The organism is Nocardia sp. NPDC051570 (genome assembly GCF_044454005.1).
Lineage (GTDB): Bacteria > Actinomycetota > Actinomycetes > Mycobacteriales > Mycobacteriaceae > Nocardia.
Window position 1 is genome coordinate 82,168 of sequence record NZ_JBITDI010000010.1, and the last position, 24,401, is coordinate 106,568.

At 66.4% G+C, this 24,401-nt stretch carries 24 protein-coding genes; 9 read left to right on the forward strand and 15 right to left on the reverse strand.

The window, feature by feature from the left end; all coding sequences use genetic code 11:
* Nucleotides 1-10: 10 nt before the first annotated feature.
* From ACIA76_RS25130 to ACIA76_RS25140, 3 genes are all read left to right on the forward strand, one after another.
* Nucleotides 11-709 carry a hypothetical protein gene (locus tag ACIA76_RS25130; RefSeq protein ID WP_397154685.1) on the forward strand — a complete coding sequence of 233 codons (699 nt, stop codon included), beginning with the start codon at nt 11-13 and terminating at the stop codon, nt 707-709.
* A gap of 414 nt (nt 710-1,123) precedes the next feature.
* On the forward strand, nt 1,124-4,609 hold the full coding sequence (locus ACIA76_RS25135; RefSeq protein ID WP_397154687.1) for a DNA-directed RNA polymerase subunit beta: 3,486 nt from the start codon (nt 1,124-1,126) through the stop codon (nt 4,607-4,609).
* Between the two features lie 95 nt (nt 4,610-4,704).
* Nucleotides 4,705-8,658: a DNA-directed RNA polymerase subunit beta' gene (locus tag ACIA76_RS25140; RefSeq protein ID WP_397154689.1), complete on the forward strand. Its 3,954-nt coding sequence runs from the start codon at nt 4,705-4,707 to the stop codon at nt 8,656-8,658.
* 124 nt (nt 8,659-8,782) lie between these two features.
* Here the strand turns inward: ACIA76_RS25140 and ACIA76_RS25145 are convergent, their stop codons facing one another.
* Entirely contained in the window at nt 8,783-8,920 is a 138-nt protein-coding gene (locus tag ACIA76_RS25145; protein WP_397154690.1) for a hypothetical protein, read from the reverse strand.
* Between the two features lie 200 nt (nt 8,921-9,120).
* On the opposite strand from ACIA76_RS25145, the gene ACIA76_RS25150 reads away from it, so the two are divergent.
* Complete coding sequence (locus ACIA76_RS25150; protein ID WP_397154692.1) at nt 9,121-9,591, forward strand: PaaI family thioesterase; 471 nt, start codon at nt 9,121-9,123, stop codon at nt 9,589-9,591.
* Here ACIA76_RS25150 and ACIA76_RS25155 read toward each other — a convergent pair.
* Together ACIA76_RS25155 and ACIA76_RS25160 are read right to left on the reverse strand one after the other, a co-directional pair.
* Nucleotides 9,560-10,213, reverse strand: coding sequence for a hypothetical protein (locus ACIA76_RS25155; RefSeq protein WP_397154694.1), 654 nt, complete (start codon nt 10,211-10,213; stop codon nt 9,560-9,562). The genes ACIA76_RS25150 and ACIA76_RS25155 overlap by 32 nt on opposite strands.
* 226 nt (nt 10,214-10,439) lie before the next feature.
* Nucleotides 10,440-11,444 (reverse strand): aldo/keto reductase, encoded by a 1,005-nt coding sequence (locus ACIA76_RS25160; RefSeq protein WP_397154695.1) that lies wholly within the window; start codon nt 11,442-11,444, stop codon nt 10,440-10,442.
* Between the two features lie 101 nt (nt 11,445-11,545).
* Here ACIA76_RS25160 and ACIA76_RS25165 point away from each other — a divergent pair, with 101 nt between their 5' ends.
* Entirely contained in the window at nt 11,546-12,418 is an 873-nt protein-coding gene (locus tag ACIA76_RS25165) for a helix-turn-helix transcriptional regulator (RefSeq protein ID WP_397154697.1), read from the forward strand.
* Here ACIA76_RS25165 and ACIA76_RS25170 read toward each other — a convergent pair whose 3' ends face one another.
* The 4 genes from ACIA76_RS25170 to ACIA76_RS25185 are packed head-to-tail and all read right to left on the reverse strand — an operon-like array spanning nt 12,419 to nt 14,706.
* Nucleotides 12,419-13,405, reverse strand: a complete 987-nt coding sequence (locus ACIA76_RS25170; protein ID WP_397154699.1) for a pirin family protein — start codon at nt 13,403-13,405, stop codon at nt 12,419-12,421.
* A 9-nt stretch (nt 13,406-13,414) separates the two neighbouring features.
* Complete coding sequence (locus ACIA76_RS25175) at nt 13,415-13,726, reverse strand: GNAT family N-acetyltransferase (RefSeq protein WP_397154701.1); 312 nt, start codon at nt 13,724-13,726, stop codon at nt 13,415-13,417.
* A 4-nt stretch (nt 13,727-13,730) separates the two neighbouring features.
* The gene (locus tag ACIA76_RS25180; RefSeq protein WP_397154703.1) at nt 13,731-14,210 is read right to left on the reverse strand and encodes a carboxymuconolactone decarboxylase family protein; all 480 of its coding nucleotides are present in this window, start codon (nt 14,208-14,210) and stop codon (nt 13,731-13,733) included.
* A gap of 34 nt (nt 14,211-14,244) precedes the next feature.
* A complete protein-coding gene (locus ACIA76_RS25185; protein WP_397154705.1) occupies nt 14,245-14,706 on the reverse strand; it encodes a MarR family winged helix-turn-helix transcriptional regulator in 462 nt (153 codons plus the stop codon).
* Nucleotides 14,707-14,800: 94 nt separating this feature from the next.
* Between ACIA76_RS25185 and ribA the strand changes: the two genes are divergently transcribed.
* Nucleotides 14,801-15,415, forward strand: coding sequence for a GTP cyclohydrolase II (gene ribA / locus ACIA76_RS25190; protein WP_397154707.1), 615 nt, complete (start codon nt 14,801-14,803; stop codon nt 15,413-15,415).
* 46 nt (nt 15,416-15,461) lie between these two features.
* Here ribA and ACIA76_RS25195 read toward each other — a convergent pair whose 3' ends face one another.
* The gene (locus ACIA76_RS25195; RefSeq protein ID WP_397155065.1) at nt 15,462-16,160 is read right to left on the reverse strand and encodes a PAS and ANTAR domain-containing protein; all 699 of its coding nucleotides are present in this window, start codon (nt 16,158-16,160) and stop codon (nt 15,462-15,464) included.
* 149 nt (nt 16,161-16,309) lie between these two features.
* Nucleotides 16,310-16,744, reverse strand: a complete 435-nt coding sequence (locus ACIA76_RS25200; RefSeq protein WP_397154709.1) for a MerR family transcriptional regulator — start codon at nt 16,742-16,744, stop codon at nt 16,310-16,312.
* A gap of 88 nt (nt 16,745-16,832) precedes the next feature.
* Between ACIA76_RS25200 and ACIA76_RS25205 the strand changes: the two genes are divergently transcribed.
* Nucleotides 16,833-17,033 carry a hypothetical protein gene (locus ACIA76_RS25205; RefSeq protein WP_397154711.1) on the forward strand — a complete coding sequence of 67 codons (201 nt, stop codon included), beginning with the start codon at nt 16,833-16,835 and terminating at the stop codon, nt 17,031-17,033.
* Here the strand turns inward: ACIA76_RS25205 and ACIA76_RS25210 are convergent.
* Entirely contained in the window at nt 17,030-17,521 is a 492-nt protein-coding gene (locus ACIA76_RS25210) for a SixA phosphatase family protein (RefSeq protein ID WP_397154713.1), read from the reverse strand. The genes ACIA76_RS25205 and ACIA76_RS25210 overlap by 4 nt on opposite strands.
* A gap of 176 nt (nt 17,522-17,697) precedes the next feature.
* On the opposite strand from ACIA76_RS25210, the gene ACIA76_RS25215 reads away from it, so the two are divergent.
* On the forward strand, nt 17,698-19,365 hold the full coding sequence (locus ACIA76_RS25215; RefSeq protein WP_397154715.1) for an FAD-dependent oxidoreductase: 1,668 nt from the start codon (nt 17,698-17,700) through the stop codon (nt 19,363-19,365).
* Nucleotides 19,366-19,371: 6 nt separating this feature from the next.
* On the opposite strand, the gene ACIA76_RS25220 is transcribed toward ACIA76_RS25215, so the two are convergent.
* The 4 genes from ACIA76_RS25220 to ACIA76_RS25235 form a co-directional block, all read right to left on the reverse strand.
* Nucleotides 19,372-20,127, reverse strand: a complete 756-nt coding sequence (locus ACIA76_RS25220) for a hypothetical protein (RefSeq protein ID WP_397154717.1) — start codon at nt 20,125-20,127, stop codon at nt 19,372-19,374.
* 28 nt (nt 20,128-20,155) lie between these two features.
* Nucleotides 20,156-20,929, reverse strand: a complete 774-nt coding sequence (locus ACIA76_RS25225; RefSeq protein WP_397154718.1) for an acyl-[acyl-carrier-protein] thioesterase — start codon at nt 20,927-20,929, stop codon at nt 20,156-20,158.
* 300 nt (nt 20,930-21,229) lie between these two features.
* A complete protein-coding gene (locus ACIA76_RS25230) occupies nt 21,230-22,432 on the reverse strand; it encodes a transglycosylase SLT domain-containing protein (RefSeq protein WP_397154720.1) in 1,203 nt (400 codons plus the stop codon).
* Nucleotides 22,429-22,743, reverse strand: a complete 315-nt coding sequence (locus tag ACIA76_RS25235; protein WP_397154722.1) for an ESX-1 secretion-associated protein — start codon at nt 22,741-22,743, stop codon at nt 22,429-22,431. The genes ACIA76_RS25230 and ACIA76_RS25235 overlap by 4 nt, the downstream gene beginning before the upstream one ends.
* A 117-nt stretch (nt 22,744-22,860) precedes the next feature.
* On the opposite strand from ACIA76_RS25235, the gene ACIA76_RS25240 reads away from it, so the two are divergent.
* Complete coding sequence (locus ACIA76_RS25240) at nt 22,861-23,835, forward strand: NADPH:quinone oxidoreductase family protein (RefSeq protein ID WP_397154723.1); 975 nt, start codon at nt 22,861-22,863, stop codon at nt 23,833-23,835.
* A gap of 10 nt (nt 23,836-23,845) precedes the next feature.
* Here ACIA76_RS25240 and ACIA76_RS25245 read toward each other — a convergent pair whose 3' ends face one another.
* Nucleotides 23,846-24,367, reverse strand: coding sequence for an Lrp/AsnC family transcriptional regulator (locus ACIA76_RS25245; protein WP_397154724.1), 522 nt, complete (start codon nt 24,365-24,367; stop codon nt 23,846-23,848).
* Nucleotides 24,368-24,401 lie beyond the last annotated feature (34 nt).

A 24,401-nucleotide genomic window follows, 5' to 3' on the forward strand; every position in this document is an offset into this window, starting at 1 on the left:
GTCAGCGAGTATGAATTCCCGTCGACCGATCAATCGGGTCACCTCCCGTCGTCGTCCCGCCACCAGTACCGCGCCCGCGAAGAAGACCACCACGCGCCGCGTGGCCGGGCGTCCGGGGCCCGTCGACCAGCGCAAATCCATGCCCGCGCCCGTCGGGGATCGGACCGATTCCGGTCGGCGGCGGCTGCCGCGGCGCGCCGATACCGCCAGGGGCGGCGGGCCGTCGCGGTGGCGTCCGGCCATCCTGTGCACCGTCGCCGCGCTGCTGCTGGCCGCGTTCGCGGTGACGGCGGCTTTTCGTCCCGGCGTCGACGATTCCAATCGGGCCCTGGTCGACAACGCCGAGACCGAACAGGTCAAGGCCGCCGCGGCGCAGGTGCTCAGCGCCGTCTACGCGGTCGACGCCAAGAATCTCGCCGGGTACAAGGAGGCGGCCCGGAAGGTGCTGACGGGTAAGGCGCTGGCCGATTCCGATAAGTATCTCGACGGTGTGGCACAGGCGTACCAGCAGACCGCGGCCAAATCCGATGTTCACACCGAGCCGATCGGTGTGACTTTGCTCACCAGCGATCGGGCCGAGGTTCTGGCGAACACCACCGTGGGAATCACCAAGGACGGCGCCGTGCAGCCGAGTGCGACGGGGCCGATTCTGCTGCGCCTGGAGAAGGTCAACGGACGCTGGCTGGCGAGCGACCTCCCTAATCTCTGAGGTCAGCGGGTGAATTGCCAGCGCCACAGGCGATCTCGGGGCCGCTGTGACGGCCTCGCCACTTGACGAGTCCCGTCCGACCAGTCACGCTATTCACAACAGCGGCAGCTGTCACAGGGTCGAGTGCCCCGGTTGAGACGCAGCCCATGGGCCCGAACGCAGCCAGCGGAAACGGGTTCGGCGCGCCAACTGTTTGAAACTCGGCTCGGGTGGTACTTTGACACCCCTTCTGTATGGGTGTAGGTTTGGACGTTGCGCTGGCTGCCTCCTGTCCATACCTTGATCGCACACGAAAGTTCCACCGTCGAGGTGTTACTTCCGTTCCTTGCTGTTCGGGTTTCGTGCGGGGTGTAACCAGCGGAACTCGTAGCAAAGACAAGCGACGGTCGCGGACCACCACGCGACGCGCGTGAGGTGCTGGAAGGACGCATCTTGGCAGTCTCCACCCAGACCAAGGCCGGTATCCCCGGAGCCCCGAAGCGGGTGTCTTTCGCGAAGATCCGTGAGCCTCTCGGGGTTCCGGGTCTTCTCGATCTACAGACCGACTCGTTCGCCTGGTTGATCGGTTCGCCGGATTGGCGGGAGAAGGCGATCGCCCGCGGCGACGTCAATCCGTTCGGCGGGCTCGAGGAGGTGCTCGAAGAGCTCTCGCCGATCGAGGACTTCTCGGGATCGATGTCCCTGTCCTTCTCCGATCCGCGCTTCGAAGAGGTCAAGGCCTCCATCGATGAGTGCAAAGACAAGGACATGACCTACGCGGCGCCGTTGTTCGTCACCGCGGAGTTCATCAACAACAACACCGGTGAGATCAAGTCTCAGACGGTCTTCATGGGCGATTTCCCGATGATGACCGACAAGGGCACGTTCATCATCAACGGCACCGAGCGCGTCGTCGTCTCGCAGCTGGTTCGTTCGCCGGGCGTCTACTTCGACGAGTCCATCGATAAGGGCACCGAGAAGCTGCTGCACAGCGTGCGCGTGATCCCGAGCCGCGGCGCGTGGCTCGAATTCGATGTCGACAAGCGCGACACCGTCGGCGTGCGCATCGATCGCAAGCGGCGTCAGCCGGTCACCGTGCTGCTCAAGGCGCTCGGCCTGACCACCGAGGAGATCGTCGAGCGCTTCGGCTTCTCCGAGATCATGATGTCGACGCTGGAGAAGGACAACACCGCCGGTCAGGACGAGGCGCTGCTGGACATCTACCGCAAGCTGCGTCCGGGCGAGCCGCCGACCAAGGAGTCCGCGCAGACCCTGCTGGAGAACCTGTTCTTCAAGGAGAAGCGCTACGACCTCGCGCGCGTCGGCCGCTACAAGGTCAACAAGAAGCTGGGCCTGCACCCGGGCGAGCCGATCACCGGTTCGGTGCTGACCCGCGACGACATCGTCACCACCATCGAGTACCTGGTCCGCCTGCACCAGGGCGATAAGGCCATGACCGCCCCCGCGGGCGTCGAGGTCCCGGTCTCGGTCGACGATATCGACCACTTCGGCAACCGTCGCCTGCGCACCGTCGGCGAGCTGATCCAGAACCAGATCCGGGTCGGCCTGTCGCGTATGGAACGCGTTGTGCGCGAGCGCATGACGACCCAGGACGTCGAGGCGATCACGCCGCAGACCCTGATCAACATCCGTCCCGTCGTGGCGGCGATCAAGGAGTTCTTCGGCACCTCGCAGCTGTCGCAGTTCATGGACCAGAACAACCCGCTGTCGGGCCTGACCCACAAGCGTCGCCTCTCGGCGCTGGGCCCCGGTGGTCTGTCCCGTGAGCGCGCCGGTCTGGAAGTCCGTGACGTGCACCCCTCGCACTACGGCCGCATGTGCCCGATCGAGACGCCGGAAGGCCCGAACATCGGTCTGATCGGCTCGCTGTCGGTGTACGCGCGGGTCAACCCGTTCGGCTTCATCGAGACCCCGTACCGCAAGGTCGCCGACGGCCGGGTCACCGACGATGTCGTGTACCTGACCGCCGACGAAGAGGACCGCCACATCCGCGCCCAGGCGAACTCGCCGGTGGACTCGGACGGCAACTTCCTCGAGGATCGCGTTCTCGCCCGTCGTGGTAACGAGGAGAACGAGCTCGTCCCCGCGAGCGCGGTGGACTACATGGATGTCTCGCCGCGCCAGATGGTGTCGGTGGCGACCGCCATGATTCCGTTCCTCGAGCACGACGACGCCAACCGTGCCCTCATGGGCGCGAACATGCAGCGTCAGGCCGTGCCGCTGATCCGTTCCGAGTCGCCGCTGGTCGGCACCGGTATGGAACTGCGTGCCGCGGTCGACGCCGGCGATGTGGTCGTCAACGAGAAGCCCGGTGTGGTGGAAGAGGTTTCGGCCGACTACATCACCGTCATGCACGACGACGGCACCCGCCGCTCGTACCGCATGCGCAAGTTCGCTCGCTCGAACCAGGGCACCTGCGCCAACCAGCGTCCGATCGTGGACGAGGGCATGCGGGTCGAGAAGGGCCAGGTTCTGGCCGACGGGCCGTGCACCGAGAACGGTGAGATGGCCCTGGGCAAGAACCTGCTCGTGGCGATCATGCCGTGGGAGGGCCACAACTACGAGGACGCGATCATCCTGTCGCAGCGCCTCGTGGAAGAGGACGTCCTCACCTCGATCCATATCGAGGAGCACGAGATCGACGCCCGCGACACCAAGCTCGGTGCCGAGGAGATCACCCGGGATATCCCGAACGTCTCCGATGAGGTCCTCGCGGATCTCGACGAGCGCGGCATCGTGCGTATCGGTGCCGAGGTTCGTGACGGCGACATCCTGGTCGGCAAGGTGACCCCGAAGGGTGAGACCGAGCTGACTCCGGAGGAGCGGTTGCTGCGTGCGATCTTCGGTGAGAAGGCGCGTGAGGTCCGTGATACGTCGCTGAAGGTGCCTCACGGTGAGTCCGGCAAGGTCATCGGTATCCGGGTGTTCTCGCGTGAGGACGACGACGATCTGCCTCCGGGTGTCAACGAGCTGGTGCGCGTGTATGTGGCGCAGAAGCGCAAGATTCAGGACGGTGACAAGCTCGCCGGTCGTCACGGTAACAAGGGTGTTATCGGCAAGATCCTCCCGAAGGAGGACATGCCGTTCATGCCCGATGGCACGCCGGTCGACATCATCCTGAATACCCATGGTGTGCCGCGTCGTATGAACATCGGCCAGATCCTGGAGACCCACCTCGGGTGGATCGCCAAGGCCGGTTGGCAGGTCGACGGCTCTCCCGAGTGGGCGGAGAACCTGCCCGAGGAGATGCTCGGCCAGCCCGCCGACACCAACATCGCGACCCCGGTGTTCGACGGTGCGCGCGAGGAGGAGCTGACCGGTCTGCTCGCCTCGACCCTGCCCAACCGCGACGGCGAGACGATGGTCAACTCCGACGGTAAGTCGACGTTGTTCGACGGCCGTTCCGGCGAGCCGTTCCCGTATCCGGTGGCGGTCGGCTACATGTACATCCTGAAACTGCACCACCTGGTCGACGATAAGATTCACGCGCGTTCGACCGGTCCGTACTCGATGATCACGCAGCAGCCGCTGGGTGGTAAGGCGCAGTTCGGTGGTCAGCGTTTCGGTGAGATGGAATGTTGGGCCATGCAGGCCTACGGCGCCGCCTACACGCTGCAGGAACTGCTCACCATCAAGTCCGATGACGTGGTGGGTCGTGTGAAGGTGTACGAGGCGATCGTCAAGGGCGAGAACATCCCCGAGCCGGGTATTCCGGAGTCGTTCAAGGTTCTGCTCAAGGAGCTCCAGTCCCTGTGCTTGAACGTCGAGGTGCTGTCGTCCGACGGCGCCGCGATCGAACTACGCGAGGGCGAGGACGAGGATCTCGAGCGCGCCGCGGCGAACCTGGGAATCAACCTGTCCCGCAACGAGGCTGCGACTGTCGACGACCTGGCGCAGTGAGCCGATTCGGTCCCCGAGCCCTGAAAAGGGCTCGGGGGCAACACCACTAGCGAATTTTGCTCAAAACTCAACCCGAACAGGGGAAAGGAAGTTACGTGCTAGACGTCAACTTCTTCGATGAACTCCGGATCGGCTTGGCCACCGCCGAAGACATCCGAAACTGGTCGTACGGTGAGGTCAAGAAGCCGGAGACCATCAACTACCGCACGCTCAAGCCGGAGAAGGACGGCTTGTTCTGCGAGAAGATCTTCGGTCCCACGCGGGACTGGGAGTGCTACTGCGGCAAGTACAAGCGCGTGCGCTTCAAGGGCATCATCTGTGAGCGCTGTGGCGTCGAGGTGACCCGCGCCAAGGTGCGTCGTGAGCGGATGGGCCACATCGAGCTGGCCGCGCCGGTCACCCACATCTGGTACTTCAAGGGTGTTCCCTCGCGCCTGGGCTACCTGCTCGACCTGGCGCCGAAGGATCTCGAGAAGATCATCTACTTCGCCGCCTACGTGATCGTGGCCGTCGACGACGAGCTGCGGCACAACGAGCTGTCCACGCTCGAGGCCGAGATGGAGGTCGAGAAGAAGACCGTCGCCGATCAGCGCGACACCGACCTCGAGGCCCGCGCGCAGAAGCTCGAGGCCGATCTGGCCGAGCTGGAGGCCGAGGGCGCCAAGTCCGATGTTCGCCGCAAGGTCAAGGACGGCGGCGAGCGCGAGATGCGTCAGCTGCGCGACCGCGCCCAGCGCGAGCTGGACCGGCTCGACGAGATCTGGACCACCTTCACCAAGCTGTCGATCAAGCAGCTGATCGTGGACGAGGTCCTCTACCGCGAGCTGCAGGATCGCTACGGCGAGTACTTCACCGGAGCGATGGGCGCCGAGGCGATCCAGAAGCTCATGGAGCAGTTCGACATCCCGGCCGAGGCCGAGAACCTGCGCGAGACCATTCGTACGGGCAAGGGCCAGAAGAAGCTTCGCGCGCTGAAGCGTCTGAAGGTCGTGGCCGCGTTCCAGACCAACGGCAACTCGCCGATGGGCATGGTTCTCGACGCCGTGCCGGTGATCCCGCCGGAGCTGCGTCCGATGGTGCAGCTGGACGGTGGCCGCTTCGCGACCTCCGACCTGAACGACCTGTACCGCCGCGTCATCAACCGCAACAACCGTTTGAAGCGACTGATCGATCTGGGTGCGCCCGAGATCATCGTGAACAACGAGAAGCGCATGCTTCAGGAGTCGGTCGACGCCCTGTTCGACAACGGCCGCCGCGGCCGCCCGGTCACCGGACCGGGTAACCGCCCGCTGAAGTCGCTGTCGGATCTGCTCAAGGGTAAGCAGGGTCGCTTCCGTCAGAACCTGCTCGGTAAGCGCGTCGACTACTCGGGCCGTTCGGTCATCGTCGTCGGCCCGCAGCTCAAGCTGCACCAGTGCGGTCTGCCGAAGCTGATGGCGCTCGAGCTGTTCAAGCCGTTCGTCATGAAGCGGCTGGTGGATCTCAACCACGCGCAGAACATCAAGTCCGCCAAGCGGATGGTCGAGCGGCAGCGGCCGCAGGTGTGGGACGTCCTCGAAGAGGTCATCGCCGAGCACCCCGTGCTGCTGAACCGTGCGCCCACCCTGCACCGGCTGGGTATCCAGGCCTTCGAACCACTTCTGGTGGAAGGCAAGGCCATTCAGCTGCACCCGCTCGTCTGTGAGGCGTTCAACGCCGACTTCGACGGTGACCAGATGGCCGTGCACCTGCCGCTGTCGGCGGAGGCGCAGGCCGAGGCCCGCATCCTGATGCTGTCCTCGAACAACATCCTGTCCCCGGCGTCCGGCCGCCCGCTGGCCATGCCCCGTCTGGACATGGTGACCGGTCTGTTCTACCTGACCCGCCTGGAAGAGGGCGCGAAGGGCGAGTACCGCGCGGCCGCCAAGGACGAGCCGGAGTTCGGCGTGTACTCCTCGCCGGCCGAGGCGCAGATGGCCGTCGACCGCGGCGAGCTGACCGTGCGTTCGCTGATCAAGGTCCGGTTGACCGATCAGCGTCCGCAGCGGGAGGTCGAGACCGAGCTGTTCCCGGACGGCTGGACCCGCGGCGACGCGTGGACCACGCTGACCACCCTGGGCCGCGTGCTGTTCAACGAGCTGCTGCCGGCGGACTACGCGTTCATCGACGAGCAGATGCCGAAGAAGCGTCAGGCCGCGATCATCAACGATCTGGCCGAGCGTTATCCGATGATCGTGGTCGCGCAGACCGTCGACAAGCTCAAGGACGCCGGTTTCTACTGGGCCACCCGGTCCGGTGTCACCGTCTCCATGTCGGACGTTCTGGTTCCGCCGGAGAAGGCCGAGATCATGGAGCGCTACGAGGCGCAGTCGGATCAGATCGAGAAGAAGTACCAGCGTGGTGCTCTCGATCATCAGGAGCGCAACAACGCCCTGGTCAAGATCTGGCAGGAGGCCACCGAAGAGGTCGGTAAGGCGCTGCGCGCGCACTACCCGGCCGATAACCCGATCATCACGATCGTCGATTCGGGCGCCACGGGTAACTTCACCCAGACTCGTACCCTCGCGGGCATGAAGGGCCTGGTGACCAACCCGAAGGGTGAGTTCATCCCGCGGCCGATCAAGTCCTCCTTCCGTGAGGGCCTGACGGTTCTGGAGTACTTCATCAACACCCACGGTGCGCGAAAGGGTCTGGCCGACACCGCGCTTCGTACCGCCGACTCGGGTTACCTGACCCGTCGTCTGGTGGACGTGTCGCAGGACGTCATCGTGCGCGAGACCGACTGTGGCACCGAGCGCGGTATCAACGTGCACATCGCCGAGAAGCTGCCCGACGGCACGCTGATCCGCGATCCGCACGTGGAGACCAGCACCTACGCCCGGACCGCGGCGATCGACATCGTCGACGCCAAGGGCAACGTTGTCGTCGAGAAGGGTCACGACATCGGCGACCCGGCCATCGACGCGCTGCTCGAGGCGGGTGTCACCGAGGTCAAGGTCCGCTCGGTGCTGACCTGCACCTCGGGTACGGGTGTGTGTGCCATGTGCTACGGCCGTTCGATGGCGACCGGCAAGCTGGTCGATGTCGGCGAGGCCGTCGGTATCGTCGCCGCGCAGTCCATCGGTGAGCCCGGTACCCAGCTGACCATGCGTACCTTCCACCAGGGTGGTGTCGCGGGTGATGACATCACCGGCGGTCTGCCCCGCGTGCAGGAGCTGTTCGAGGCCCGTGTGCCCAAGGGCAAGGCCCCCATCGCGGAGGTCTCGGGTCGCGTGCGGCTGGAGGACGACGACCGCTTCTACAAGATCACGATCATTCCGGACGACGGTTCGGAAGAAGTGCTCTACGACAAGCTGTCGAAGCGTCAGCGTCTGCGGGTGTTCAAGCACGAGGACGGCTCCGAGCGTCTGCTCGCCGACGGTGACCATGTCGAGGTCGGCCAGCAGCTGCTGGAGGGTTCGGCGGATCCGCACGAGGTGCTGCGCATCATGGGCCCGCGTCAGGTGCAGATCCACCTGGTGCACGAGGTCCAGGAGGTGTACCGGTCGCAGGGTGTGTCCATCCACGACAAGCACATCGAGGTCATCGTCCGGCAGATGCTGCGTCGCGTCACGATCATCGATTCGGGTGCGACGGAGTTCCTGCCCGGTTCGCTGGTCGAGCGCGCCGAGTTCGAGGGCTCCAACCGCCGCGTCGTGTCCGAGGGCGCCGAGCCCGCGGCCGGCCGTCCGGTGCTGATGGGTATCACCAAGGCCTCGCTGGCCACGGATTCCTGGCTCTCGGCCGCCTCCTTCCAGGAGACGACCCGCGTGCTCACGGACGCCGCGATCAACTGCCGCTCCGACAAGCTGATCGGCTTGAAGGAGAACGTGATCATCGGCAAGCTGATCCCGGCCGGTACCGGTATCAACCGTTACCGCAACATCCAGGTCCAGCCGACCGAGGAGGCCCGCGCGGCCGCCTACGCCGTCCCGTCCTACGACGACACCTACTACACCCCGGACGGCTTCGGCCAGACCACGGGTGCCGCGGTGCCGCTGGACGACTACGGCTTCAGCGACTACCGGTAATCATCGGCTAGGCAACAGCTTTCGGCCCCCGCTCCGAGTTTCGGAGCGGGGGCCGAACTGTTATCCGCCTACCGCGTCCGCCGGAGATGAGATCGGCCCGCTCACCTCGAGCGGGCCGCGGGGGTCAGTGGAAGATGCCGCCGCCGTTGCTGGTCGAGCCGGAGGATCCGGTGACGAAGACGTTGAGCATGTTGGTGATCACGCTGGCGATGTTCACCGAGCCGGCGGAGTTGGAGTCGATGAGGGCGATGAGCGAGTACATGGGCATAGTCCTGAGGGCTCGAGGGTCGGCAGACCCGATGTGTGCTGCGACGGTGGCGCAACGACATGGAGCTTAGTCAGAATGGGATGATTCTGACTTTGATTCGTTTCAGAACTTCCGATCTCGCCCGTTCCGTGGACAAATGCCCGGCCCGCCCGGTATGAAAAGTAGAACTTGTTTCAATACCGATGGGAGCGGCGATGACTGACGCGGCACTGGGTGAGCTGGTGATGGCCGGATTCAAGAAGCTGGGGTTCATCCGGTTCGCGGGGATCGAGGGCGCGGAGTATCGGCCGGGCCGCAATGTCGTGACGATGACGCCCGCGCCGGAACATCTCAACCACAACGGTGATCTGCACGCCGCCATGGTGTTCGGGCTGGCCGAAACGGCGGCCATGGGCGCGTCCGTCTCCGGGATCGTGGATCTGATGGCGGACGCGTTCGTCGTGGCGCGCGACGGGCGGATCGAATACCTGGCGCGGGCAAAGGGTTCGGCGGGGCCGTACTCGGCGACCTCGGAATTGACCGCGGCGCAGGTGGATCGGATGCGGGCCGATATTCAGGCCCGCATCCCGATCGAGATCGTGCTGCCCGTGGAGATCACCGACGGTGCCGGAAAGCGAGTGGCGGCAGCGGAATTCACCGCGGTGGTTCGACCACGCCGGCAATGAGGCCGTTCACCGATTCCAAGGCGGTGTCCAGGGCGGGCTGGCCGCCGCTGAAATAGATCCCGGCGGCCGCGCCCATCAGCCCGCCCAGCACGGTCGTGATCGGCACCGTGATGAAGTCGACGATGAACAGGCCCGCCGGGAAGCCGAGCACGAATCCGATGGCCGCGCCGATCGCCGCGCCCGTCGCCACCGCGGGCAGATTGGTCTGCACGAGGTCGAACAGTCGGCGTTGTGCCTCGATATCGCGCAGTGGCGCCGCGGTTTCGGCCACCGGGGTGAGGGTCAGCCGACGTCCGGCATCCTCGAGCATCGGCGTGAGTTCGATATGTTTACCGGCGATGTCGTACCCCAGCGGCAGGGTGGCGATGAGATGCCCCGAATCATCGGTTACCGCAACCGATTTCGCATCCCAGGTCGTCAGGAATCGGCCCGCCGCAATGGAACTCACCACGGACCGGTCGTCCTCGCTCAATCCGACCTGATAATCGACGCCGTGATCGGCGCCGTTCATCGCGAGCCCCGCCCGTTCACCCGCGGCGGGCTCGGCCGCCGCGGCACCCGTCGCGCCCGCCACCACACTCACGCAGAGCCCAGCCGCCGCAACGATTCTCGAAATCCGCATCCGCACTTCCCTCATAATCACAACCCGGCAAACCCGTTATTCCGCACGAACCTACCGGCTGCGGAGCGTGAGCAGAAGCGTTGCGGCACGGCGTAAATGGGAATGTCGCATATGGGAAATGAGCCCTCGCCCCGGCCTGGCGGCCGGGGCGAGGGACAGGGTGGCCGACCGAGGCCAGGGCGAGGACAGGGTGGCGGCCGAGGCCAGGGCGAGGGCGCGGCCGGGGCTACCGTTCGCTGTCGAGGGTGGCCATTTGGGGGGCCGCGTAGCGGTCGCCTGCTATCCGGTCGGCGGGGGTGGCGGCGGCTATGGTGGCCAGTTCGGTGTCGGAGAGGTGGATATCCAGGGCGGCAACGGATTCCGACCAGCGGTCGCGGCGGCGGGCGCCGATCAGGGGGACGATATCGATGCCGCGGGCCAGGACCCAGGCGATGGCCAGTTGGGCCACGGTGACGCCGCGGGCGGCGGCGATATCGGCCAGGGCGTCGACCAGGCGGAGGTTGGTGGTGAGGTTATCGCCCTGGAAGCGGGGGCTGTGGGCGCGGAAATCATCGGGGGCGAGGGGTGTGCCGCCGCGGAGTGAATCGCTGAGCAGGCCGCGGGACAGCACGGCGTAGGCGGTGATGCCGATGCCCAATTCGCGGGCGGTCGGCAGGATCTCGGCCTCGATGCCGCGGGAGATGAGCGAATACTCGATCTGCAGATCCACGATCGGATGGACGGCCGCGGCCCGCTTCAGCGTCTGGGCGCCCACCTCCGACAGGCCGATATGCCGGACGTAACCCTTCTCGATCATCTCCGCGATCGCGCCGACCGTCTCCTCGATCGGCACGGCCGGATCCAGGCGCGCGGGGCGGTAGATATCGATGTAATCGACGCCGAGCCGTTGCAGGGAATACGCGAGGAAGTTGCGGACCGCCTCGGGCCGGCCGTCGAAGCCGCCCCAGCTGCCGTCCGGCCCGCGCAGGCCGCCGAACTTCACGCTGAGCAGATAGTCCTCGCGCTTGCGATCGGCCAGCGCCCGGTGGATGAGCATCTCGTTATGGCCCATCCCGTAGAAATCGCCGGTATCGATCAGATTCGCGCCCGAATCCAGGGCGGCGTGAATGGTCGCGGCGGATTCGATCTCGTCGGCCTGGCCGTACACCCCGGACATGCCCATCGCGCCCAATCCGAGGCGGCCGACCTCGGGTCCGGTGGTTCCCAGCCGCACTGTCTCGATATTCGTCATGATGAGAATCCTGCGCGCGGATCCGGAGCTTCGGGAGAGATTGTTCATCGGGGGATCGGCGATCCCTGGCTGCGGGCGCGGCCGGGGCGCACAGTGGAGCCATGGACCGTGCCGAACTCGCCGATTTCCTGCGCCGCCGCCGCGAACAGCTGCAACCGTCGGATGTGGGCGTGGCGCCGGGCGTCCGCCGCCGCACGCCGGGCCTGCGGCGCGACGAGGTGGCGCTGCTCGCGGGCATGTCGACCGATTACTACACCCGTCTCGAACAGTCCCGCGGCCCGAATCCGTCGGTGCAGGTGCTCGGCTCGCTGGCCCGCGCGCTGCGGCTGAGCGACGACGAGCGCGATCACCTCTACCACCTGTGCGGCCATTCCGCGCCCACGCGCGTCGGCGATCGGCACGTCGGCCCCGGTCTGCTGTATCTGCTGAACAAGCTCACCGACACCCCGGCCTGCGTGGTGTCGGATCTGGGCGAGGTCCTGGTGCAGAACCGGATGCACGTCCTGCTCATGGGTGATGTCTCGGGACTGACGGGAATGGATCGTTATCTGATGGTGCGCTGGTTCACCCACCCCGGGGAGCGCGGCAAGTTCCCGGAGGAGGACTGGGCTCGCCTGACCCGCCGCCACGTCGCCGATCTGCGTGCCACCGCCGCGCGCCGCGCGGGCGATGCCGACGTGACCGAGTTGGTGACCCGATTGCGTTCCGCCAGTGCCGAATTCGAGCGGCTGTGGACCGAACACGAAGTGGCCGTGCGGATCAGCGATGCCAAGGTCATCATCCATCCCCGCGTCGGCCGGCTGGATCTGGTCTGCGAGACTCTTCTCACCCCGACCGAGGCCCAGAAACTGCTGGTCTACTATCCGCGCCCCGGCACCGACGCTCAGGAGAGGATGGATCTGTTGCGCGTCATCGGAACTCAGACCATGCCGGGCGAATGGGATTCGGAGACAGTGGCTTCCGATCCGGTGTGACTATCGGTGATCGCCACCCGTCCGCCGTTTACGCGGCTTCAACCGCAGGTTCGGCAAGGGTGGCGCGGGAATGCGCTGCTGCGGTGGGTGGCCCGCGATAGCGTCGAAGCGCCCGGTGTCATGGTTCTCCCAATCGGTGCGCGCCGCATCGATCTCGTCGTGGCTGCGCCCCACGAAGTTCCACCACATCACCAGATCCTCGCCGAACGGTTCACCGCCGATGAGCACCGCATGCGCGCCGGTCTCGCTCGACAGCCGCAGCTCGGTCCGATCGCTGCCCAGATACAGCAGCGGTCCCGGCCCTGCCTTCGTACCCGCCACGGTCAGCTCGCCCTCGATCACCAGCACGGCGTGCTCGAATTCCGTTGTCAGGGGCAGTGTTACGTCCGCACCCATGGCGATCAGCAGATCCGCCCCGACGATCGGGCTGTACGCGGCGGCGGGGGAGCTCACCCCGGCCAGCGCGCCGATCAGCACCCGGGCACTCAATCCCGGCAGCTCCAGCACCGGCAGCTCGCGATGCTGTTCGAAATGCGGGTCGATCCACCGCTTTCCGTCGGGCAGCGCGATCCAGAACTGCAGTCCGTGACCCGCGGGCGCGCCCGCCACGGTGTACTCCGAATGCGCGATGCCGCGCCCGGAGGTCATCAGATTCAGCTGCCCCGGCTCGATCTCCACATCCGAGCCGATGCTGTCTCGATGGCGAATGCGTCCGTCGAACGGCCAGGTGACGGTCTGCAGCCCGATATGCGGATGCGGATCGATATTCGGCGGCAGATCGTCGCTGGGCGCCTGGGATCCGAAGTGGTCGAGGAAGCACCACGCGCCCACCGTCGGCAGATCACGTTGCGGCAGTACGCGTTCCACGGTGACGCCGCGCACCCCGCCCAGCGGTACCTCGCGCGCGGGATAGAACTCCGCGCGCGGTCCGGGCGCGGGCGATGCCTCGCAGACCGCGGCGTCCGGACGATCCTCGAGGTCACTCATGAGGCTTACTCATCGCGCGATACCCTTCCCGACCACGTGCTCATCGTATTCCGGATGTTTGTCCAGCCAGCTCTTGACGAACGGGCAGCGCGCCACGATGGCCCGGCCGCGCGCCACCACGTCCTCGATCGCGCCGTGCGCCAATGTGTTTGCCAGACCCTTACCGCTGAATTCGGTGTCCACCTCGGTATGGATGAAGACGGTGTCGTCGTCGTGCTCCCGGTATTCGGCGAATCCGGCCAGCTTGTCGCCGTACCACACCTCATAGCGATGTTGCGCGTCGTTGCGGACGACGGCCGAGGCCATAGTCTGTTCGGTCATTGGTTCAGTTCTCCTTCCGCGCCCGCACCGGATGCTTGCTCATGATCGACACGCGATTGAACGCACCGATGGTCGTCGCGACCCAGATGACGACGGATACCTGATCATCCGACATGTGTTGTCGCGCAAGAGCATACTCACGCTCGAGGGTCTGTTCATCCGGTAACGCGGTGGTCAGCTCGGCCAGGGCGAGGGCGGCGCGCTGCAGCGGCGGGTAGAGGTCCGAACGCCGCCAGGCGTCCAGCACATCCAGTTGCTGCTGGGTGACTCCGGCCTCCACCGCCAGCCGGGTGTGCAGGTTCAGGCAGTACGGGCAGCCGTTCAGCTGGGAGACGCGGACATTGACCAATTCGACCAGGGCGCGGTCCAATCCGGCCGCCGTGGCCGCGGTGCGGACCGCGAGCGCGACGGCGCCCAGGGCGTGGAAGGGCTCGGGGGTCTGCTTATCGATCCAGATGCGGGCATCGAGCGCGGGTGATTGCATAGCGGACGAATCGTAACCGGGCCCGGGAATCCGTTCAGTGCTCGTTGCGCAGCCTGCGCACGATCTCACCCAAACCATTGCCGATCGCCCGGAGCTGTTCGGGGGTCAGCGCATCGACGAACAGTTCGCGCACGGCCGCCACATGTCCGGGCGCGGCCTGTTCGAGCTTGTGCCGCCCGGCTTCGGTGAGTACCGCGTACACCGCGCGCATATCGGTGGGACACGATCGCCGCCGCACCAGCCCGGCCTGCTCGAGTCGATCGATCTGATAGGTCAGCTTGCTCTTGGAATTGAGCAGTGTGGTGGCCAGCTCGCTCATCCGAAGCTCGTGTCCGGGCGCGGCCGCCAGCTGGACCAGGATCGCGTACTGCAGATGCGACAGTCCGGCATCGTGTTCCAGCTGCTGATCGAGGCGACGATTGAGCAGGCCCCCGGCGGTGATGAAGGCAAGCCAGGCGCGCTGCTCAGTTTCATTCAGCCAGCGCGGAACGCTCATGATGCGAGGTTACCGTTCGTTGTTCTGGTTGGAATAACTTCCCGAAACCTTCTGTTCAAATTTGAACGAAGCGTCCCTGGACATCGGAGCAGCCATGACAGATACGGCCACGGTCCGCACTCGCGTGCGCATTCCGCTCACCTTCGGTGACGGCTATTCGGCGAATGCGGAGGCGGTCACCTTCAATGGGCTCGCCGACGGGAGGGAACATCTCGCGCTACTGCTCGGCCATCGCCCGCTCGCGCGCACGCCCTTGGTCCGGCTGCATTCGGAATGTCTGACCGGGGATGTGTTCGGCTCGGCCCGTTGCGATTGCGGTCCGCAGCTGCGCGAGGCGGTCGAGCGCATCGCCGAGACCGGCGGCATATTGCTGTATCTGCGTCAGGAGGGTCGCGATATCGGGCTGTACAACAAGCTCGACGCCTATGCCCTGCAGGACCAGGGCCTGGACACCTATCAGGCCAATACCGCGCTGGGCCTGCCCGAGGACGGCCGCGACTACCGCGCCGCCGCGCAGATACTGACCGCGCTGGGCGCGACCGCGGTCGATCTGCTCACCAACAATCCGGATAAGCCGCGTCAGCTGCGCGCGCACGGCATCGATGTGCGCGAGACCGTGCCCACCGGCGTGCACGCCACCCCGTCCAATCTGCGCTATCTGCGGGCCAAGGCCGAACACACCGGACATACCATCCGTTTGATCGGATAGCGGCTATTGCACTGCGCGGGCGGCGGTTTCGGTATCGCCGGAGAGATTACGACTGCCCGGTCGCCGATGTCGGGCTCACCTGCGCATCGGAGCCCTCCTCGGGGATCCGCTCGTGGACGGTCAGCAGCAGATGATCGAACCGGCTCTGCACGGCCGGCGGGGCGGGCGGCAGCGTATGGAGTTCGGCCATCAATCGCGCTGCCAGCGTGCGCAATTTGACGTTCGTCTCCTGCGAGCGCCAGCGCAGAATCCGGAAGGCCTGGTCGGCGTCGATGCGGTAGATCCGCATCAGGACCCCTTTGGCCTGTTCGATGACCGCGCGCGCCTCGAACAGTTCGGGCAGGGTCTCGTCGAGGACCTCCTGCCGTTCCTCAGCGAGGGTGTCGGTGACATCGATGTAGTAGCCCGAGGTTCCGACCACCGCGCCGGACTCGTCGAACATGCGGTCGGCCACCACGATCACGTTGTGGATGACGCCCTGCGTATCGAGGAAGCGGTGCCGGCTCGAGAACGATTCGCCCGAATGCAGCGCGTAGTCGAGGACGTCCTGGACATGGGCGCGGTCGTCGGGATGCTTATGCGACAGCAGCAGCTCGGTCGTGGGCGACACCGAGCCGGGTTCGTAGCCGTGCATCCGCGCCACCTCGTCGGACCATTCCCAGCGCTCGCCGGCGAACCAGAAACGGAAACTCCCGACGACCGGACGATGATCGCCGGGTGGCACGTCCTGGTCCGTCTGCGGAATATCTTCGGGCCGCTGCACCTCTGGAGTATCCCATTGGCGTGCGGCCCCTACGAGCCGACGCGTCAAAGTTCACGTTCGAGCATTGACTTTCGACAGTACCGGATGGTACTTGCTAGCAGTCCGAATCCGGGAGCGGTTCGGTCACATGCTTACAATGCCGAATTGTGTTGCAGCGTGGCGCTTTTAGCCTCGTAGATGCCGATCTTGCGATCCAGCACCTCGACGGTCTGCCGCAACTCCTCGATGCGGGCCAGCACCTCGGTGCGGGTCTTGCGGAACATCTCGAGCCGCTGCGGCGTGGTCTCGTCCCCGGCCCGGACCAGTTCGGCGTAGTGCAACATATCGGCCACCGACATGCCGGTGCAGCGCAGTTTGCCGATCAGATCGAGCCAGTTCAGATCGCGGTCGCTGAACCGGCGCTTACCGGAGGCGTCGCGTCCCACGTAGTTCATCAGGCCGATGCGCTCGTACCAGCGCAGCGTGTCGCGGCTGAGGCCGGATCGCTCGGCCACCTCGCCGATCGAATAGCGGGGTCGGTTGAACGTATCGTCGGATATCCGCTCTGATGTCGTCGTCACACTCATCGGGTTCGCCCTTCCGCCGGATCATTTCACGGTACCTACCTGGAGTGCGCTCCAAGCAAGTCGCCGTCGACCGGCCTACGCTGGGTGCATGGCAAAAGAGATCGACCGGCTTCGGGCGCGTTCGGCGCTGGAAACGGTCAAGGAAAGTCCCGTCATCGCCGTTATCGCGGCGCTGCCCGCCCTGGTGCTGCTGGGCGTGGTCTGGTGGCTGACCAACTGGTTCGTGGCCCTGGTCGTCCTCGTGCTGCTCGGCGCGGTCGTGGTGGTCCGGGGGCGGCTGCTGCGCTAGCGGGGGATGTGGAACCGGATCAGCTCACCGGTTCCGGTGTCCGCATCCGCCCAGGTCCGGTCGAATTCCAGAACCGCCAGCGCGGAGGTGGGGAACTTGCGGCTGAGGTCGGTGGCGGCCGCCGAATCCCGGTTCGCCGCCAATTCCCATGCGGTCCACGGCATTCCGGGCGCGTGGCCGATCAGCAGCAGCGTGTCCACGGCATCGTCGGTGAGCTGGACGAGTTCGATCAGCGCGCGCGGTGACGCCTCGTAGATCGACGGTTCGAAGACGACCGGGGCGGTGAGGCCGGTCGCGGCCAGCGTTTCGCGGGTGCGGGTCGAGGTCGAGCAGCGCACGGCGTCGATCCCCGGCTGGGTCCGCCGCAGCCACTCACCGGCCAGCCCGGCCTCGCGCCGGCCGCGCGGCGCCAGCGGCCGCTCATGGTCGGCGACGCCCGGTGGATAGCCGGATTTGCCGTGCCGCATCAGGATCAGGGTCCGCGCCATGGCCACTACCGTAAGCCGATCCGGCCCGACAACCGGACAGCCTTTCGGAGATGTAGCTCACTCTCGAGGCACACTGAAGGTGGCGTCACACTTGTCTGCTTGCGGACATGGCCGTGCCGCATGCCCCGGCTCACCGGGTCGGGGGACCACCGAGATGTTTCGAGGATCCGCGAGATATGGCCTACGTGATCACGCAGCGCTGTTGTAACGACGCCAGTTGCGTACCCGAGTGCCCGGTCGACTGCATTCGTCCCACTCCCGAGCAACCCGAGTTCGCGACGACCGAGCAGCTCTACATCGACCCCGATACCTGTATCGACTGCGGCGCGTGCGTGGATGCCTGCCCGGTGGAGGCCATCTTCTCCGAGGAGGATCTGACCGCATCGCTGGCGCGGTTCCGCGATATCAACGGCGCCTACTTCGAGCGTCATCCGCTGGAATCCAACTTCGACCCGTTGGTCACCCCCGCCCGGCCGCCGAAGGAGCTGGGCACGCTGCGGGTGGCGATCGTGGGCGCGGGGCCGGCGGCCTGCTACGCCGCCGACGAACTGCTGCGGCGCGCCGATGTCGAGGTGGAGATGTTCGACCGGCTGCCCACGCCGTGGGGTCTGGTGCGGGCCGGTGTCGCGCCCGACCATCCCGGCACCAAGGCGGTGTCGACCATGTTCGACAGCGCCTTCCGGCGGGACACACTGCAGTATCACCTGAATGTCGAAGTGGGTGAGCATATCTCGCATGAGGAGCTGCTGGCCCATCACCACGCGGTGATCTACGCGGTGGGCGCCTCCACCGACCGGCGGCTCGGCGTGCCGGGCGAGGAGCTGGCGGGCAGCCACTCCGCGACCGAATTCGTGGCCTGGTACAACGGCCATCCCGATTTCGCCGAGCGCGGCTTCGACCTGTCCGGCGAGCGGGCGGTGATCGTCGGCAACGGCAATGTGGCCCTCGATGTGGCGCGGGTGCTGACGCTGGATCCGGACGAGCTGGCCAAGACCGATATCGCGGATCACGCGCTGGACGCGTTGCGGCAGAGCAGTATTCGCGAGGTCGTCGTGCTGGGTCGACGCGGGCCGCTGCAGGCCGCCTACACCTCCTCGGAGTTCCTGGCACTGGGCTATCTGAAGGGCGTGGACGTCGTCATCGATCCGGCCGAACTCGAGCTGGATCCGGAAAGTCGTGCACTGCTGGACGATCCGGATATCGAACCCTCGCTGCGGCTGAAATACGAACTGGCCCAGGAGTATGCGGCCAAGACGCCGAATCCGGCCCATAAGCGCATCGTCTTCCGCTACCTGACCTCGCCGACCGCCCTGACCGGCGCCGACCGCGTCGAGGGCGTGGAATTCGCGCATAACGAACTGATCGCCGAGGACGGCCTGCTGGTGGCGCGCGCCACCGACCGGACCGAGACCATCCCGGCCACACTGGTGCTGCGCTCGATCGGCTATCGCGGTCAGCCCGTACCGGATCTGCCCTTCGACGAGCGCGCCGGCATCATCCCGAACGCGGGCGGCCGGGTGCTTGCCGAGGGCGATCCGATCCCGGGCGTCTACGTCGCGGGCTGGATCAAGCGCGGCCCCCGCGGCGTGATCGGCTCCAACCGTGTGGACGCCGCCGAGACCGTCGACCACCTGCTGGTCGATTTCACCTCCGGCAAACTTACCGCCCCAACCGCCGACCGCGTCGCGCTGAAAACCCTGCTGTCCCAACGTCAACCGGATCTGGTCGACCGCGAGGGCTGGAAGGCGATCGACGCCGCCGAACGGACGGCCGGCCGCTCCGGCGGCCGTCCCCGGGTCAAGTTCACCTCCCGCGAAGACCTACTGAAGGCCTCCCGCCCCTGACCGGACCTACTGATCCAGCAGATCGATGACGAGCCCATTCTTCGTGCATCGCGAACGCGCCTTCGGATCCGGTTGGGCATCGCAGTGCCAACCGCTGACGACCGCGCTGGTCGAATTGGACACATGCGAGGCGTATTCCGAGGCGACGTTGATGGCCTCGGTGCAGCCGACCTGACCGGTCCCCGGGACGTTCACGGCCATCACCGTGTGGGTGCCGCCGCCCGCGTCGGTGACCGGGCCGCAGTTGACGTCCCCGGTCGGTGTCCGTGACGGTATGGCCGACGCGGTGGGTGCCGCCGGTCCGCCGCCGCCGCGCAGGTCGATGAGGCGGTCGTCCTTGACGCAGCGGTAGGGCGTGGCCGGATCCTGTTGCGGCGCACAGGTCCAGCCGTCCACGGTCGCCGCATCGGCCGACCGCGGCGTGCCGACGTAGTGGACGGCCACCGTGACGGCCTCGGTGCAGCCGACGCGCGCGTTGGCGGTGGCGACGGCGATGACGGTGGCGGCCTTACCGTTCGAGCCGTCCACCGGGCCGCAGTCGACATCGGTCAGGCCGTTCCCCGATGTAGGCCGGGGCGGGAGCAGCGCGGGGGGACTCGATATGGGTGTCGCCGAATGGGACGGCACCGCAGCCGGATTCATCGTCTGCTGGGCCGAACCGGTGAGCGAGGGCTTCGCCGAATCGGACGAATGGCCGCAGCCGGTGAGTCCGAACAGCAGTGCCGTGGTGACCGCGCCGAGCGCGAGAGAGATCGTTCGCACAGCAAGCAAACTACGCGCGATCGGCCGTTCAGGTGGGGAGCGGTCCGATCCGGACCGTTGTCGTGGTGGTGCCGCCGACCACGAACCACAGGCGCAGCACGGGATGTCCGGTGCGATCGCCCGGCTCGTAGCGGCTGCGCACGCTGATGTGCTGGCGCGCCAGCACCGGTGCGATGTACTCGACGACCGCGCGATGCGGCCCGGCCACCAGCTTCGGGAAGTCGACCAGGAAATGCTCCACGGCCTGCCAGTACGCGGCGTTGTTGACATGGTTGAACTGATCGATATCGGTGGCGCGCACGGGAAACGGCAGTTCGGTATCCGACTCCGGCGGGGTCGGATCGCTCAGCCACGGCCGCCAGCGCAGCCGATGCTCGGTCGCGGTGCGGGCCAGATGCGCCAGCCCCTCGTCGCTGATCCGGGTCGGCCGATTGGTCATCTCGTTGATGTTGATCCAGAATCCCTCGGTCTCGATCAGACCGCCGTTCTCGCTGGTGACCTGCACCCGCATATTCGTCCACCGGGTCGACATCGCCGAACACCACCGCCGCAACCCCACCCGATCCGGCCACAGCACGGGCCGCACCACATCGATGACCGTGCGCCGCACGATCCACTGTGGATCGGTGCGATGGAACAACCCGGCGCGCAAGTCCTCTTCCGCGATGTCCTGCAGGTATCGGGCCACGGCATCGAAGCGCAGCCGGTTGTACGGATCCACATCGCCAGCCCGGACGGGCCACGCCGAGGCAAAGCCCATGCCCTCCTGGGGAAGCGGGGCGAGTGGCTGATCGAGTGACACTGGAGCTCCCTCGTGCGTGCTTTTGTGACATGACTTTACGGGGCGTGCGTCACACTGTGATGTTCAGTCGTCTCTACCGGCCCGTAACGGATGCCCGGTTTGCCCGGTTACTACCCGTCGTCGGCGACTGTGTACCGGTGCTATCCGTCGACGAAGTAGCGAGGGGAGGGACCGCAGGTGAAACCGTTGGGGCCGAGTTCGATTCGCCTGATTTCGCGGTCGGCCCCGATAACGGCTGTGGGAGGACCGGCAGCGGGCCGTCGTCCGATAGGCCCTGCTGCCCAACAGCTTCCGAATCCGTCAGTAGCCGACGTAGGCGCCGCCATGCCGCACGGCGACGACCCCGGGCACATTGCCCAGCGAGCCGTACCGGTCGATCGCGTAGCGGCTTGCGGCGAGGATGTTGTCGACGGGGTTCTTGATCTGGTGATGTCCGTCGACGGCGTAGCTGTTGAAGGTGCTATCGATGGTCTGCATCAGGCCGACCGACGGGTGGCCCGCGGCGGCGTTGCTGTCCCAGCCGTTCACGATCGACGGGTCGCCGCCGGATTCGTGCTGGATGATGATCGCCAGCGCGTCCTCGTCGATCGCGTCGGGCGGATAGCCCATCTGGATCAAGATCTGCTTGGCCTGGGCGATCCAATCCTTCACATCGCCGCTCACCGGGACCGACGGCGAATCCGCACCCGATGAGCCCGAACCCAGCGCGCCGAAATCCGTTCCGGTCAGACCGGTTCCGCCGTGGTAGCCGAAGCCGCTGCCGCCGTTGTGGCTGCCGTTGGATCCAGCGTTGTAGGAGACGTTGGTGGCGGTGTGACTGGGTGCGGGGCGCGAAATCGGTGCCGCCGCAACGGGAACAGCCGCGGGGGCGGTCGAGGCGGGGGGAGCGGTGACGGCGCCGATATTCGGGTCGCCCAGGCCCGTATAGGCCGTGTCGACCTTGCCCTTGGCGGTATCGACCGCCGTGGTCGCGGATTCGGCGATGAGTTCGGCCTGTTTGAGAGCGTTGGTGACGGTGGTCTGATGGGTCGCGGCCTTACCGTCCTCATCCAGGTGATGGCTTTGAATCTCGTTGTCGTGCAGGCCCGGCAGGCCCGACCAATAGGACTTCCGCTTGACCGCGGTGACCACCCCGTTGTCCGCCACCTCGAACGGACCCGGCTCTGCCCCGTCCTCGGTGGAGGGATGCAGTGCCGCATCGCGCGCGTCGAGCACGGCCTTCTTGGCGTTCTCGAGGTTCGTCACCTGCTGCCCCAACGCCGTCTGCAACTCCACCAGCGCCTGACTCACCGCGGAGGACCGCGTCTTCTCCGTATTCATCCGATTCTCGGCGATATCGGCGCTGCCGCCGGTCCAGCTCTTGTCGGTGCGGAGTTTCTGAGTGTCGGTGTAGCCCTTGGCGACCGCCTGATCCAGGTCGGTGCTGAGCTTTCCGGCCGCGGCCGCGGCCGCGGTCAGTTGGCTCGGGTTCCACTGTTCGACATCGGGGATGGTGAGGGTCATGTGTGGAGTCCGATCCTGGTCAGCTTGTCGCGGAACTCGTCGTCGGTGAGTTGGACGACCTTGCCGGACTGCTCGACGCTTTCGGCGATCTTGGTGAGGCGGTCGCCGATGCGTTTCAGGGCGTTGTCGACCGAACTCGCGGCCTGCGTGCAGGTCGCGTTCCACTGGGTACCGGGTAGTGCGCCCGCCGCGTCGCCGAGCCCGGAGTGCAGCCCGGCGATGCCGTGCGCCTCGGACGTGAGGTTGTTCGCGAAGGTTTGCAGCGCAGCAAGATCCACGGTCATGCCGCCGGATGGCTGGTCGTTCGCCATGACTCCCCCTCAGGCTCAGTTCAGCGCCTTAGCGTAACAAAACCAGCTCCCATGGACAGCCCTGTGTGAAGAACGCTTAACTTGTGGGCGAGCAGTCACGGACAGAGAGGTCGGCACATGCGCGCAGCCCAGGTGAGCAAGCTCGAGGGGCCCGAGGCCATCGAGATCGTCGACATCGCGGAGCCGACGCCCTATCCGGGCGCGGTGGTGATCGATGTGCACGCGGCGGGAGTGGCGTATCCGGATGTGCTGATGACCCGCGGGCTCTATCAGATGAAGCCCGAACTCCCGTTCGTCGTCGGCGGCGAGGTGGCCGGGATCGTGCGCGAGGCGCCCGAGGACGCCGCGGTGCGGCCGGGCGATCGGGTGGTGGCACTGACCCTGCTGGGCAATGCCATGGCCCAGGTGGCGGTGGCTCCGCCGCAGATGGTGTTCAAGCTGCCGGACAACGTCTCCCTCGAGGCCGGCGCGGGCATCCTGTTCAACGATCTGACCGTGCACTTCTGCCTGCGCAATCGGGGTCGCCTGGCCCAGGGCGAGACCGTGCTGGTGCACGGCGCCGCGGGCGGCATCGGCACCTCGACACTGCGCATGGCCGCCGCGCTCGGCGCGGGCCGGGTGATCGCGGTCGTGAGCACCGAGGAGAAGGCGCGGGTGGCCCGGGCCAACGGCGCGACCGATGTGGTGCTGACCGACGGCTGGCTGGCCGCGGTCAAGGAGCTGACCGGCGGCCGCGGCGTGGATATCGTGCTCGACCCGGTCGGTGGCGACCGCTTCACCGACAGCATTCGCTCGCTCGCCTCGGCCGGGCGGCTGCTCGTGGTCGGCTTCACCGCGGGCGAGATCCCCACGGTGAAGGTGAATCGCCTGCTGCTCAAGAACGTCGAGGTGACCGGCGCGGCCTGGGGCGAATGGATAATGTCGCATCCGGGCTATCTGCGGCAGCAGTGGGCCGAGGTGGAGCCGTTGCTGGCCGCGGGCGCGATCGCCCCGCCCGAGCCGGTGGTGTATCCGCTGGACCGGGCGGCGGATGCCGTTGCGTCGCTGGACAATCGGACCGCCACCGGCAAGGTCGTGGTGACGCTGCGCTGACGGATCCGAGTCAGGACCCGGCGTTGCGGTACGCGGGCGCCTTACTCGTCCCGGCCGGGGTCAGCGTGCGCAGTAATGGCAGGGTGCGATGTGCGACGACGGTCGACAACACGATCACGCTGTGCGAACGCACCACGGCCGCACTGCGATCGATGCTCAGCAGCACCGCCTGCAGGCCCGCATGCGATTCCGCGCCGATGCGGCACAGCACATCCGCCGAGCCGGTGGTGGCATACGCCTCCAGCACGCCCGGGATCGCCTCGAGATCGGCGGCGACCGCGTCGAGTGCCCCCTGCGCGATCTCCAATGTGACGAACGCCTGTACGTCGAACCCTGCCGCGGTCACATCGATGTGTGGATCATAGGAAGCGATCACTCCCGCCTCCTCCATGCGGGCGATCCGCGACTGGACGGTTGCCCGGGCCACCCGGGTGCGACGGGACAGCTCGAGAATGCCCGCCTTCTGGTATTCGTGCATGGCCGACAGGATCGCCAGGTCCAGTTCGTCCAGCTTCGCGACAGTGCGCCCCATAGCCTCTTCCTCAGCTCGCGTTGTTCTATTCAAA

Excerpts from the sequence above, each read along its gene's own strand:
- ACIA76_RS25130 (WP_397154685.1), top strand. The coding sequence starts at position 11 with ATGAATTCCCGTCGACCGATCAATCGGGTCACCTCCCGTCGTCGTCCC.
- ACIA76_RS25145 (WP_397154690.1), bottom strand. The coding sequence starts at position 8,920 with ATGTACTCGCTCATCGCCCTCATCGACTCCAACTCCGCCGGCTCGGTG.
- ACIA76_RS25150 (WP_397154692.1), top strand. The coding sequence starts at position 9,121 with ATGACTGACGCGGCACTGGGTGAGCTGGTGATGGCCGGATTCAAGAAG.
- ACIA76_RS25155 (WP_397154694.1), bottom strand. The coding sequence starts at position 10,213 with ATGCGGATTTCGAGAATCGTTGCGGCGGCTGGGCTCTGCGTGAGTGTG.
- ACIA76_RS25160 (WP_397154695.1), bottom strand. The coding sequence starts at position 11,444 with ATGACGAATATCGAGACAGTGCGGCTGGGAACCACCGGACCCGAGGTC.
- ACIA76_RS25165 (WP_397154697.1), top strand. The coding sequence starts at position 11,546 with ATGGACCGTGCCGAACTCGCCGATTTCCTGCGCCGCCGCCGCGAACAG.
- ACIA76_RS25170 (WP_397154699.1), bottom strand. The coding sequence starts at position 13,405 with ATGAGTGACCTCGAGGATCGTCCGGACGCCGCGGTCTGCGAGGCATCG.
- ACIA76_RS25175 (WP_397154701.1), bottom strand. The coding sequence starts at position 13,726 with ATGACCGAACAGACTATGGCCTCGGCCGTCGTCCGCAACGACGCGCAA.
- ACIA76_RS25180 (WP_397154703.1), bottom strand. The coding sequence starts at position 14,210 with ATGCAATCACCCGCGCTCGATGCCCGCATCTGGATCGATAAGCAGACC.
- ACIA76_RS25185 (WP_397154705.1), bottom strand. The coding sequence starts at position 14,706 with ATGAGCGTTCCGCGCTGGCTGAATGAAACTGAGCAGCGCGCCTGGCTT.
- ribA (WP_397154707.1), top strand. The coding sequence starts at position 14,801 with ATGACAGATACGGCCACGGTCCGCACTCGCGTGCGCATTCCGCTCACC.
- ACIA76_RS25200 (WP_397154709.1), bottom strand. The coding sequence starts at position 16,744 with ATGAGTGTGACGACGACATCAGAGCGGATATCCGACGATACGTTCAAC.
- ACIA76_RS25205 (WP_397154711.1), top strand. The coding sequence starts at position 16,833 with ATGGCAAAAGAGATCGACCGGCTTCGGGCGCGTTCGGCGCTGGAAACG.
- ACIA76_RS25210 (WP_397154713.1), bottom strand. The coding sequence starts at position 17,521 with ATGGCGCGGACCCTGATCCTGATGCGGCACGGCAAATCCGGCTATCCA.
- ACIA76_RS25215 (WP_397154715.1), top strand. The coding sequence starts at position 17,698 with ATGGCCTACGTGATCACGCAGCGCTGTTGTAACGACGCCAGTTGCGTA.
- ACIA76_RS25230 (WP_397154720.1), bottom strand. The coding sequence starts at position 22,432 with ATGACCCTCACCATCCCCGATGTCGAACAGTGGAACCCGAGCCAACTG.
- ACIA76_RS25235 (WP_397154722.1), bottom strand. The coding sequence starts at position 22,743 with ATGGCGAACGACCAGCCATCCGGCGGCATGACCGTGGATCTTGCTGCG.
- ACIA76_RS25240 (WP_397154723.1), top strand. The coding sequence starts at position 22,861 with ATGCGCGCAGCCCAGGTGAGCAAGCTCGAGGGGCCCGAGGCCATCGAG.
- ACIA76_RS25245 (WP_397154724.1), bottom strand. The coding sequence starts at position 24,367 with ATGGGGCGCACTGTCGCGAAGCTGGACGAACTGGACCTGGCGATCCTG.